This window comes from Mesorhizobium sp. WSM3224 (assembly GCF_000427725.1).
Taxonomy (GTDB): domain Bacteria; phylum Pseudomonadota; class Alphaproteobacteria; order Rhizobiales; family Rhizobiaceae; genus Mesorhizobium.
Genome location: NZ_ATYO01000003.1, coordinates 372,175 through 383,597 on the forward strand (window position 1 = coordinate 372,175; position 11,423 = coordinate 383,597).

Annotated in this window: 9 protein-coding genes and 1 pseudogene; all 10 read left to right on the forward strand. The window is 66.0% G+C overall.

Going from position 1 to position 11,423, the window contains the following annotated elements; translation table 11 throughout:
• Positions 1-98: 98 nt before the first annotated feature.
• The gene (locus YU3_RS36300; protein ID WP_036258178.1) at positions 99-1,283 is read left to right on the forward strand and encodes a glycosyltransferase family 4 protein; all 1,185 of its coding nucleotides are present in this window, start codon (positions 99-101) and stop codon (positions 1,281-1,283) included.
• On the forward strand, positions 1,280-2,587 hold the full coding sequence (locus YU3_RS0108770; RefSeq protein WP_027165875.1) for a hypothetical protein: 1,308 nt from the start codon (positions 1,280-1,282) through the stop codon (positions 2,585-2,587). Before YU3_RS36300 ends, YU3_RS0108770 begins: the two co-directional genes overlap by 4 nt.
• 39 nt (positions 2,588-2,626) lie before the next feature.
• Positions 2,627-3,835 (forward strand): GNAT family N-acetyltransferase, encoded by a 1,209-nt coding sequence (locus YU3_RS0108775; protein ID WP_051333898.1) that lies wholly within the window; start codon positions 2,627-2,629, stop codon positions 3,833-3,835.
• Between the two features lie 95 nt (positions 3,836-3,930).
• Entirely contained in the window at positions 3,931-4,155 is a 225-nt protein-coding gene (locus YU3_RS0108780; protein WP_027165877.1) for a hypothetical protein, read from the forward strand.
• 298 nt (positions 4,156-4,453) lie between these two features.
• The gene (gene ligD, locus YU3_RS0108785) at positions 4,454-6,955 is read left to right on the forward strand and encodes a DNA ligase D (RefSeq protein ID WP_027165878.1); all 2,502 of its coding nucleotides are present in this window, start codon (positions 4,454-4,456) and stop codon (positions 6,953-6,955) included.
• Positions 6,956-7,177: 222 nt separating this feature from the next.
• Positions 7,178-8,086 carry a Ku protein gene (locus YU3_RS0108790; RefSeq protein WP_027165879.1) on the forward strand — a complete coding sequence of 303 codons (909 nt, stop codon included), beginning with the start codon at positions 7,178-7,180 and terminating at the stop codon, positions 8,084-8,086.
• Positions 8,083-9,210, forward strand: a complete 1,128-nt coding sequence (locus tag YU3_RS0108795) for a tetratricopeptide repeat protein (protein ID WP_198021649.1) — start codon at positions 8,083-8,085, stop codon at positions 9,208-9,210. Before YU3_RS0108790 ends, YU3_RS0108795 begins: the two co-directional genes overlap by 4 nt.
• 192 nt (positions 9,211-9,402) lie before the next feature.
• A complete protein-coding gene (locus YU3_RS0108800) occupies positions 9,403-10,041 on the forward strand; it encodes an alpha/beta family hydrolase (RefSeq protein ID WP_027165881.1) in 639 nt (212 codons plus the stop codon).
• A gap of 262 nt (positions 10,042-10,303) precedes the next feature.
• Positions 10,304-11,077 (forward strand): exodeoxyribonuclease III, encoded by a 774-nt coding sequence (xth, locus tag YU3_RS0108805; RefSeq protein ID WP_027165882.1) that lies wholly within the window; start codon positions 10,304-10,306, stop codon positions 11,075-11,077.
• Positions 11,078-11,234: 157 nt separating this feature from the next.
• A pseudogene (locus YU3_RS41520) lies at positions 11,235-11,423 on the forward strand (IS110 family transposase); the annotation flags it as partial.

Below are 11,423 nucleotides of genomic sequence, written 5' to 3' on the forward strand. Positions count from 1 at the left end.
CGCTTGGCAGAGCGGCGTGCGGATTTGGCATGAAGTTTCTTCCGCGCTTGAAGGGTCCGGTGCTGAGCGGACTCGGGGTGCAAGGTGGAAAGATAGCAATGCGCATTGCCTGCGTTCATCAGGGCTACGAGCTCTATGGCTCTGACCGCAGCTTCGCGGAGAGCGTGGCTGCGCTGCGCGCCGCGTTTCCGTCCGCCGAGATCGAGGTCGTGCTGCCGCGCGAGGGGCCGATCGTCGATATCCTCGAGCCGCATGCCAGCCGCATCGTGTTCGAACCGCTCTGGGTGCTCCGGCGCCAGGCGATGCTCAAGCTCGCAACCGTCGAGATGGCGAGGCTGCCGGCGGCGCTCTGGCGGGCCTGGCGGCGCATGCGCGACAACGACCTGACCTATATCAACACCTCGATCATCGCCGACTATGCGCTGGCCGCGCGGCTTTTGCCGCGCAAGGCGTTGCTGCATATCCACGAAATCCCCGAGGGCATATTGCGCAAGGTGCTTGTCGCCCTGATGCGCTGGAGCCGCGCCGACCTCATCTTCAATTCGCGCGCCACGCGCGCCACCTTCGGCGCTCCCCCCTCCGTCGATGCCAAGGGGCGGCGCACGCATGTCATCTATAACGGCGTTGCCGGGCCCGTGGCTGCGCTACCGACGACCTATGACGGCAGCCGCCCGCTCAGGGTCCTGCTGCTTGGCCGCGTCAACCGCATCAAGGGGCAGGAGGTGCTTCTCGAAGCGGTCGCGTCGCTGGAAGGCGCGTTGCGTGATCGCGTCGAGGTCCGCCTCGTCGGCGGCGCCTTCGAAAGCGTCGATCGCGAGCAGGCATTGGCCGAACTGGTCGGACGCATGGGGCTGACCGGGCATGTCGAGGTGCTGCCTTTCGTCTCCGACCCTGCCGACCACTACCGCTGGGCGGACATCGTGGCGGTGCCGTCGCGCCGTCCGGAGTCGCTCGGCCGCGTCGCCATCGAGGCGATGGGCTGGGGCAGGCCGCCCCTGGTGTCGGCGATCGGCGGGCTGGTGGAAGTGGTGGCCGACGGCGAGACCGGCTGGTATGTGCCGCCGGGCAACGCGGCCGCCCTTGCCGGCAAGCTCACAGAGATCATCCTGCGGCCGGATCGCTGGCGCGGCTTCGCCGCCGCCGGCCGGGCGCGCTACGAGGCGGTCTTCAGCGAACCGATCGCCGCCGCCGCGATCGTGGCGATCGTGGCCGACAAGCTGAAGGCGCCCACGCCGCGGCAGGGGCGGTCGCGTGTCGCCCGCGAGGCGGAGACGAGCCCGTGAAGTTCACCTTCCCGGCCCACCTGGTACGGCGCCTCATGCTGATGGTCAGTGGCGAGGCGATGCAGAGCGGCTTCCATTTCGCCCTCAACATCGCGCTGCTGCATCTTTTGTCGGCCGAAGGCTACGGGCTCTTCGCGCTGGCCATGGTGATGGGCGGCGTCGGCCTGTCCTACATCCGCTCGCTCACCGCCGTTCCCGCCACCATATGGATGAGCAAGAGCACCAACAGCGCCGGCGTCGACGCCCATGACGTGACCTTCGGATCGGCGGCGCTGGTGGTGGCGCTGCTGATGGGGCTGGGCACCGGGCTGCTGATGCGCCTCCTGGGCGATCCGAGCGGCATCGGCGCCGCCTGCTTCGTCGGCGCCTGGTCGCTGCGCAGCCACATGCGCACGGCCTTCTTCGCGCGTCGCATGCAGCTCGTCGTCTCCATCAGCGACGCCGCTTTCACGATCGCGGGCATAGTGCTCGCGGGAGCGGCGATCTGGTTCTTCGCGGACGCGCTTCAGGCCACCTTCTACGCGCTTGCCGCGGCCAATGTGGTCGGCATCGCCGTACTGGTGAAGCTGGCGCGCCGCAGGATGCGCATCTCCTTCCGCGCGCCGACCTGGCGGCGCTATGCGAAGCTCTGGCCGCAGCTCTGCTGGTCGGGATTCAGCGCCACCACCACCAACATCCAGGGGCAATGCCTGGCGCTGCTCGTCGCGGGCATCGCCGGGCCTGCCGCCTACGCGCCGCTCGCGGCCGTGCTGGTGCTGTTTGCGCCGCTGCGCATTTCCAGCCTTGCCTTCTCGAACATGGCACAGCCGGAACTTGCGAAGCTGGTGCGCAACAAAGAGTTCGAACGCGTATGGACTCAAGCCAAGATCTGGGCGCTCGTCATGGGCGTCGGCAGTCTGGCCTATGGCTGCGGCGTCCTGTTCGTCCTGCCGATGATCAAATCCCAGGCCCTCCAGCATGCCTCGGTCGGCCTGATCGGAATTTTCGCAATCGCCAACTTCGTGCCGATCATGGCCTATGTTATGCCGCGCGTGGTCCTCGAGATCGTCGGCGACTTCCGCATCGTCGCCTTCATCACCCTGGCCGGCGCGGTTGTCGGGCTGACGGCGATCGGGATCCTGTTGGCGATCGCGCCGCCGACATGGTCGCTGGCCGGCGCCGCGGTTTCCGAAACCTTCGTGCTGGTGGCCTCATGGTATTTCGCGGCCAACCGCATGTGGAACCTCAAGCATCCGAACGAGCAGCGCCACACCGTGGTCGGCGCCTGGCGCCGCGCGGCCACGCTGGCAGTACAGAGACGATAGGAGAACGATGTGGCAAGCCAGGCAATGCCGATGGCCGCGATGACGACCGGCTTGGTCGACGATGAGGCAGCAGTGCACGCGGCCGGCGCCGCCGGCGTCGCCAGCGGCGCTTACGTGGCGCGGCTGCACACCAGCCTCGAAGCGGTCAAGCCGCTCTGGCTGCGTCTCGAGACAAAGGGCGTGTGCACCGGCCACCAGCATTTCGCCTGGGCCGAAGGCATCGTCGAACGGCTTGTGCCCCCAAAGGCCGAACTTGCCATCGTCGAGCTGCGGGACGCCGCGACAGGCGAACCGGTGATGCTTTTGCCGCTGATGCGGCGCCGCGCGTTCCAGCATTGGGTGATCGAGTGGCTGAGCTGCGGGGTGTGCGACTATTCCGCGCCGCTGCTCGCCAACGCGACCCCCTGGACCAGGCAATCCGCCGAGGCCGCGTGGGCGGCGGTGCTTTCCGTGCTGCCGCCGGCGGACCGCATCCACATCGTCGGTATCCCGAAGGAGGTCGGCGGCGTCGCCAACCCGCTGGCGCTGCTTTCACCGGCGCGCGGTTCCATCCATTCCCACTACGGCATCGCCATGGATGGCGACGCCGAAACCGTCGTCAAGCGCATCTGCCGCCCGTCCTTCGTCAAGGCGCTCAACAAGGATCTGCGCAGGCTCGACCGCAATGGCGGCCTGGCCCTGGTCGAAGCCGACACGCCGGCCCTGGTGGATTCCATTTTCGATCGGCTGGTTGACATGCGGCTCAGCCGCTTTCGCGACCTCGGCCGGTTCGATCTCCTGGCGCAGCCACCGGTCGTCGATTTCTACCGTAGCGCCGCGCATCGCGGCCTGACGGACGGTTCGGTGCGGATCTTCGGCCTGCGCGCCGGCGACGTCATGGTCGCGGTCCAGTACCTGGCGGTCCATCTCGGCACCCTGCATGCGCTTCTGGTCGCGATCGACCAGGGCGCGGTGCCCAATGTTTCGCCGGGACTTTGCATCATGGGCGAGCTGATCAGATGGGGACGCGGGCAGGGCTTCGACTATTTCGACCTGTCGGTCGGCAACCAGAGTTACAAGGAACATATGGGCGCGGTGAAGTCGGTTCTGGCCGAACTTTGCTACGGGATCACGCTGAAGGGCAAGGCGGCGAGCGAGGCCATCAAATACCGCGGCCAGGGCGTCGCCTTGGTGCGCGACAACCCGCGCCTGTTCAAGGTCGCGCAGGAAGCGATGCAGCGCTGGCGGCGGCTGCGGGCGCCGCGCTGATCGGGCTCCAGCCTGGCAAATTGACTCATATTCCGCTCTCCGCCATGCTTATGGGCAGCCGCTGTGTCAGCGGCAGCGTGTTTTCGAGTGAGGCCATGGCCAGTCCGGTTGCCAGAGAAAAGTCCCGCCGCGCCGCGGTGAAGACCGCGCTCGAGCGCCACAAGGTCTATGTCACCGCGCAGCGCTTTTCCGGCGGTTCCTACAGCGCCCGCGTGCTGGTCGACGGCGAGGCCTATTGGGTCGACGAGTTCCGGCTATCGCAATTGAGGCAAGGGCTGACGCCGGCGGAGCTAGAACTGACGCCGGCTGCCGACGATTGATTCCAACTCCTTTGCCTCGCCGCGGTGTAGAAAAATCCGAGATGCTGGCGGGACAGCACCCCTCTCTGGCCTGCCGGCCATCTCCCCCGCAAGGGGGGAGATCAGATGTCGCCGCTGCTTTCGCCAATCGCCAATGTTGCAAACGGCGTGCGGGCGCTCGAACTGCCAATCTCCCCCCAAGAGGGGGAGATGTCCGGTCCACCCGCCGTAGCTGCAGCGCAGCTGCTGCGAAGGACGGGCAGGACAGAGGGGGGCGCGAAGGAACTCGGCGTTTGTCTTTGGCTGCCCCCGCCTAGTCATGCCCCCCACCAAACTCACGCCCTACCGCGCCAAGCGCGAATTCTCCCGCACCCCGGAGCCGGCGGGCAGCACGGCCGGCGAGGGCTCCAACCGCTTCGTCGTCCATAAGCACCACGCCACGGCCGACCATTACGACCTGCGGCTCGAGGTCGGCGGCGTGCTGAAAAGCTGGGCCGTGCCCCGCGGACCCTCGCTCAACCCGGCCGACAAGCGCCTCGCGGTCGAGACCGAGGATCACCCGATCGAATATATCGACTTCGAGGGTGTCATTCCCGAGGGCGAATATGGCGGCGGGCCGATGATCGTGTGGGACACCGGCACCTGGGCGCCGATGGACGACGTCGAGAAAAGCCTGCGCACTGGCGCCTTCAAGTTCCGGCTGGCCGGGCAGAAGCTCAACGGCGGCTGGATGCTGACGCGCCTCAAGCCCAAGCCCGGCGAGGACGAGAACAAGAAGAACTGGCTGTTGTTCAAGGAGCGCGACCTCGCCTCCGATACTTCGCTCGACATCTTGGAGGCGCGGCCGGAAAGCGTGAAGTCCGGCCGCCGTATCGAGGAGCTGGCGGCGCAGCCGAAGAAGCGCGAGCGCCTGCCGCCAAAGCCGGGCTCGCTGAAACCCGGCGCGCTGCCCGGCGCCGTCAAGGCCGGCCCGCCAGCTCGCATCGAGCCGCAACTTGCCACGCAGGTGCCGAAACCGCCGGGCGGCGAGGGGCCGGCGGAGAACACACGCGAGCTTTGGCTGCACGAGATAAAATTCGACGGCTACCGCACCATAGCGCATGTCGTGGATGGCGAGGTGCGGCTGATCACCCGCGGCGGCATCGACTGGACGAAGCGCTATGGCGACCTTCCGCAGGCCTTTTCGCGGCTGCCGGTCAATCAGGCGATCATCGACGGCGAGATAATGGTGCTCGACGAGAAAGGCATTTCCCGCTTCGCGCTGCTGCAGGACGCGTTGGCCGAAGGCGCCGGCTCGAAGCTGCATTTCTACGCCTTCGACCTTCTCCATCTCGACGGCTGGGACCTGCGCAAGGCCCCATTGCAAAGGCGCAAAGCCTTGCTTGCCGAACTGCTCGCGGGTCAGGCAGCGAACTCCGCCATCCAGTACAGCGACCATGTCGAGGGCGATGGGCGAGGGCTCTACGACCAGGCGACGGAACTCGGGCTGGAAGGTGTCGTGTCCAAGCGCGCCGACGCCATCTACCAGAGCGGCCGCACCAAGAGCTGGACCAAGGTCAAGGCGCTCGAGAAAGATGACTTCGTCATCGCCGGCTACACCGTTTCCGACCGGGCGGAAGGGCTTGCCGCGCTCGGCATGGCCGAGTTCGAGAATGGCGAACTGCACTATCGCGGCAAGGTCGGCACCGGCTTCGACCGCGACATGGCGACGGACCTGCTTGCCCGGCTGGAGCGGCTGACGGCCGGCGCCACGCCGCCCGAAGGCGTGCCGCGAGAGATCATGCGCGAGATGCGCTGGGTGAAGCCGCTGCTGTCGGCGCGCATCCATTATGCCAATCGCACGGCCGACAATTCGCTGCGCCACGGCGTCTTTCGCGGCTTGCGCGATGTCGGCGGGCTGACCACGCCGGTACCCGTCAAGCGCAAACGGCTGATCGCCGAATCCGACCTCGCCACCATCTGGGTCACCAATCCGGAGCGGCGGCTGTTCGGCAAGACCGGACCGACCAAGCTCGATATCGCCGTCTATTACGCGCTGGTCGGCGATTTCATGCTGCCGCATATCATCGGTCGTCCGGTGTCGCTGGTGCGCTGCCCGACCGGCAAGCCGCAGGACTGCTTCTTCCAACGCCACGCCTTCACCGGCATGCCGCCTTCGGTTGCGGTGTTCGAGAGCACCAATTCGGAAGGCGAGACAAAAACCTATCTCTCGGTCGAGGACGCCAAGGGCTATCTGGCGCTGGCGCAATTCGGCGTGGTCGAGTTCCATACCTGGGGCACGCACCGGTCAAAACTCGACAAGCCCGACCAGATCGTCTTCGACCTCGACCCCGGCGAGGGGATTTCATGGCGCGAGGTGGTGGAGGCGGCGGTCCACATCAAGGGCGGGCTGGAGAGCCTGGGGCTGGTGCCTTTCGCGAAAACCTCGGGCGGCAAGGGCATCCACATCACCGTACCGGTGACGCGCAAGCAGAACTGGAAGAAATTGCACCAGGCGTCGAGCGCCATTTCGACTTTGCTGGCGGCAAGCGCCCCCGACACCTTCACCACCACCATGGGCAAGGAAAACCGCAAGAAGCGCATCTTCATCGACTTCCACCGCAATGCCCGCGGCCACACCTCCGCCGCCCCTTATTCGCTGCGCGCCCGCACCAATTTGCCGGCCTCGACCCCGGTGAGCTGGACCGACCTGGAGACGATCGACGCGCCGGAGGATTTGAACTACGCCTCGCTGCCGGGGCTGCTGGAGACATCGGGCGATCCGTGGGCGGAGATCGACGAGGCTGCAAGGGATTTGCCGGCTATGGACAAGGCGGGATAGACAACGAGCGTCGCGTTCCGTCACCCCCCTCTGTCCCGCCAGCGTCTCAGTTCCATCTCGCTACAATTTGAACTATCCTCTCATCTACCTCCGCCCCAAGAACACTTCGCTAGGAATTCGGCTGTAAGATCAGGGGTCGGTGTAGGATTTCCACGGCGCTGCTCGTCCTTCGGACGAAGCGCTGCAAGTAACTGTCAGTGCATGGCCGCGTAGGAGTTCATCATGGCGCCCAGGGCAAGTTGGAAAGGTTACCTCAAGCTCAGCCTCGTCAGCTGTCCGGTCCGGCTCTATCCGGCCACCAGCGCGAGCGAGCGCATCTCATTCAATCAATTGCACAAGAAGACCCACAACCGCATCAACATGAAGCCGGTCGATCCCGAGCTCGGCCTGGTCGAGCGCTCGGACCTGGTCCGCGGCTACGAGTATGAGGACAAGCAGTACATCATCATCGATGATGCCGACCTCGATGCGGTGAGGATCGAATCCAACCATACGATGAACATCGAGGCCTTCGTCGACGAGGACGAGGTCGATGTCATCTACCAGGACGCGCCCTATTACCTGGCGCCCGACGGCGCCATGGCGGAGGAAACCTTCACGGTGCTGCGGGAAGCCATGCGCAAGTCCGGCAAGCTTGCCATCGCCCGCCTTGTGCTCTCCAGCCGCGAGCGCGTGGTGACGATCGGCGCGCGCGAGAACGGCATGTTCGTCTGCACCTTGAGGAACCCCAACGAAGTGCGCGGCACGGCTGAATATTTTGGCAACATCCCGGATGCCAAGCCCGATCCCGAAATGCTGCAGCTGGCCGAGGCGCTGATCAAGCAGAAGCAAACCCACTTCGATCCGAAGAACTATGAGGATCGCTACGAGGTGGCGTTGATGGCGATGATCCGCGAGAAGCTGAAGGGCCACAAGCCGATCATCGCAGCCGCGCCGGAGCGCGGCAATGTCATCAACCTGATGGATGCCCTGAAGGCGAGCCTGTCGCAGCAGGCGAAGCCCCCGGCCAAGTCGAAGAGCAAGGCCGAGGAAGCGCCGGCCAAGCCCGCCAGAAAGGCGGCTTCGGGTGGCGCGCCCGAAAATCCGCTGAAGGCGAACCTCTTGAAGGCCGTCGGCAAGAGCAAGAAGTGACGGGAAATGCAGGGCCAGTGATCGTCCCCGGCGCCGTCTTCGGCGTCATCGGCGCGCTGGCCGCCTTTCCGTTGCGGCTCGCCGCGCGCGAGGTCGAGCGCCGCCATGCGGAGCTGAGGCGCGGCGTCACCCGCCGCACCACCCATGTCGTGTTCGGCCGCGCGCTTCTCGCCAGGGCGACGAAGACCGGCGATGTCGAGATCGAGCGTCGGATGAAGGCCGAGCGCGAGGCCGGCCGCGTGCTGATCAGCGAAAACGGCTTCCTGCGCCTGCTTGGGCTGATGAAGGCGCCCGACGCCTCGTCGCTGTCGCGGCAGTCGCTCATCGACCAGTCGCGGCTTGCCGGCGCCGATCTCGACATGCTGTCGCTGTTCGACGCCTTCGAGCATGACGGCGAGCCCTATTCCTTCCGCGACCTGATCCTGGCCCGCAAATATGCCGGGCTGATCGCCAGCGGCGCCTCCTGGGGCGCGATCGCGCGTTCGGTCCACCGCTCCGGTCCGGTCGCCTCGCTCACCGCCAAGTCGCTCAATCTTGGCTCGCAGCATGGCCGCCCGGACGCGATCTATCTCGACGAGGGCCGCAGCGAACTCGACGGCCAATTGCTGTTCGACCTCGGCAGCCCGGAAGACGACACGCTCGAAGAACTCTTCGCCGAGGCGGAAGCCGCGGAAGAGGAGGGGCGCCACGACGATGCGGCGGCCCTTTACCAGCGCTGCCTGGCGATCGACCCGAAAGACGCGATTGCCGCCTTCAACCGCGCCAACTGCCTGCGCGGCGCCGGCCGCGTGGCGGAAGCCGCGCACGACTATGCCCGCGCGATCAAGCTCGATCCTGGTTTCGTCGAGGCCTGGTTCAATCTCGCCGGCCTGATGAGCGACGAGGGCAAGGTGGCTTCGGCAAGGCGCCATCTGCAGAAGGCGGTCGTGCTCGACAAGGATTACGCCGACCCGGTGTTCAACCTGGCGCGGCTGGAGTTTGATGGGGGGAATCTCGCGGAGGCGCGGCGGCTGTGGGTGCGGTATCTGGAACTGGACGCAGGGTCCGAATGGGCAAGGTTGGCGCAGAAGGGTATCCAGTTCGTGGATCTGCATATGGCGGGTGAGCGAGATGTTCGCGCCTGAACACCCCCCTCTGGCCTGCCGGCCATCTCCCCCTCAAGGGGGGAGATCATGCGCTCGTTCGGTTTCGCCAATCTCCAAGGTTGCGCAATCGGGCAGGGCGCGCGAGCTGCCAATCTCCCCCCTTGCGGGGGAGATGCCCGGCAGGGCAGAGGGGGGTGGGACGGAGTGCGACCTCTCCAGAAAGCTCGCCCCATGACCACCTTCCTCTTCGACGGCTTCGACACCGCCCCCGTCACCATCCTGCTCGCCCACGGCGCCGGCGCACCGATGGATTCCGCCTCGATGACCGCCACCGCCAAGGTACTTGCGGCCGCCGGCTTCCAGGTCGCGCGCTTCGAGTTCCACTACATGGCGGCGCGCCGCTACGGCCACCGCAAGCCGCCGCCGCGCGCCGAGACGGTGAACCCGGAATACATCAAGGCGATCGCCGACCTGCGCGCCAAGGGCGTGACCGGCAAACTCATCATCGGCGGCAAGTCGATGGGCGGCCGCGTCGCCTCTATGGTCGCCGACGAGATGTTCGCCAAGGGCGAGATCGCAGGCCTGGTTTGCTTCGGCTATCCCTTCCATCCGCCGGGCAAGCCCGAACAGCTCAGGACAAAGCATCTCGCGGACTTGAAGACGCCGACGCTGATTTTTCAAGGCACGCGCGACGAGTTCGGCACCAGGGAAGAGATCGCGACCTACGGCCTCTCCGACGCCATCGAGGTGATCTGGCTGGAGGACGGCGACCACGACCTCAAGCCGCGCAAGGCGATCTCGGGCTTTTCGACCGCCGATCATTTGAACATGCTGGCGGAAACCATAAAGGCACGCATGGCGCAGCCATAGCCTTCTGCGTTGGCGCTGCCCCTCATCTGGCTGCCGCCATCTTCTCCCCGTGCACTGGGAGAAGGAACTTGCCGCGGCCGGTTTCGCCAACCGCCAGCGTTGCAGGAAAGGCGCCGAGGTCGCGGCCAGATCCTCTTCTCCCCGTTCACGGGGAGAAGGTGCCGGCAGGCGGATGAGGGGCAGCGCCGACGCTCAATGGCCAGCGCCAGGCATGTCGTCCGAGCCCTTGCTACACGCCTCAGCTTCTTGTTCTGATGAACTGATGAAGCTCGCCACCTTCAACATCAACAACATCAACAGCCGGATGGAAAACCTCCTGGCCTGGCTCGCCATCGCAAAGCCCGATGTCGTTTGCCTGCAGGAGCTGAAATCCCGCGACACGCAATTCCCGCTGACCCGGCTCGCCAAGGCCGGCTACGGCGCGGTGTGGAAGGGCGAGCCGACCTGGAACGGCGTCGCCATCCTGGCAAAGGGCGCCGAGCCGGTGCTGACGCGCGACGCGCTGCCCGGCGACGACGCCGACCGCCAGGCGCGCTACATCGAGGCGGCGGTCGACGGGGTCGTCATCGCCTGCCTTTACGCGCCGAACGGCAACCCGCGGCCGGGGCCGAAATTCAACTACAAGCTCGCCTGGCATGAGCGCTTCGCCGCGCATGCCGGTGAGCTTCTCGATACCGGCCTGCCGGTGGTGCTGGCCGGCGACTTCAACATCGTGCCCGAGCCGCGCGACATATACCAGACCCGCTCCTATGACGACAACGCGCTGGTGCAGCCTGAAAGCCGCGCTGCCTTTGCCGCGCTGATCGAGCAGGGCTGGACCGACGCGCTGCGCAAGGTTTTTCCCAGGGAAGAGAGGCTCTATACCTTCTGGGATTATCGCCGGAACCGCTGGCCGCGCGACGCCGGATTGCGGCTCGACCACATATTGCTGTCGAAGAAACTGGCGCGGAAGCTGAAGGGCGCGGGCATCGACCGTGAGGTGCGGGGAAGGGACAATCCCAGCGATCATGCACCGGTCTGGGTGGAGTTGGGATGAGGGCGGCGCGAGGTCGATCAAGTGGCTGGGCCGAGTTCCCGCCCACCCCCTTCTGCCCTGCCGGGCATCTCCCCCGCAAGATCCTATGAGGGCGTGGATGGCGGCGCGATGTTTCGCCAAGATTGGTTTTCCACCCACGCAACAAGGGAGAAGACCGATGTCGCATGACCAATCGAGTATCGCATCGAGCGCCGCCACCCGTGGCCATCATGGCGCAGTCACAGCCTCTTTGGAACTGAGCACAACGAAGTGGCTGGTGAGCGTGCAATCGCCGGGCAGCGAGCGGTTGTCGCGGCACGTGCTTGCCGCGGGCGATGTGGGCGGGCTTTTGGCGCTGTTTGCGCGG

Excerpts from the sequence above, each read along its gene's own strand:
- YU3_RS36300 (WP_036258178.1), top strand. The coding sequence starts at position 99 with ATGCGCATTGCCTGCGTTCATCAGGGCTACGAGCTCTATGGCTCTGAC.
- YU3_RS0108775 (WP_051333898.1), top strand. The coding sequence starts at position 2,627 with ATGACGACCGGCTTGGTCGACGATGAGGCAGCAGTGCACGCGGCCGGC.
- YU3_RS0108780 (WP_027165877.1), top strand. The coding sequence starts at position 3,931 with ATGGCCAGTCCGGTTGCCAGAGAAAAGTCCCGCCGCGCCGCGGTGAAG.
- ligD (WP_027165878.1), top strand. The coding sequence starts at position 4,454 with ATGCCCCCCACCAAACTCACGCCCTACCGCGCCAAGCGCGAATTCTCC.
- YU3_RS0108790 (WP_027165879.1), top strand. The coding sequence starts at position 7,178 with ATGGCGCCCAGGGCAAGTTGGAAAGGTTACCTCAAGCTCAGCCTCGTC.
- YU3_RS0108800 (WP_027165881.1), top strand. The coding sequence starts at position 9,403 with ATGACCACCTTCCTCTTCGACGGCTTCGACACCGCCCCCGTCACCATC.
- xth (WP_027165882.1), top strand. The coding sequence starts at position 10,304 with ATGAAGCTCGCCACCTTCAACATCAACAACATCAACAGCCGGATGGAA.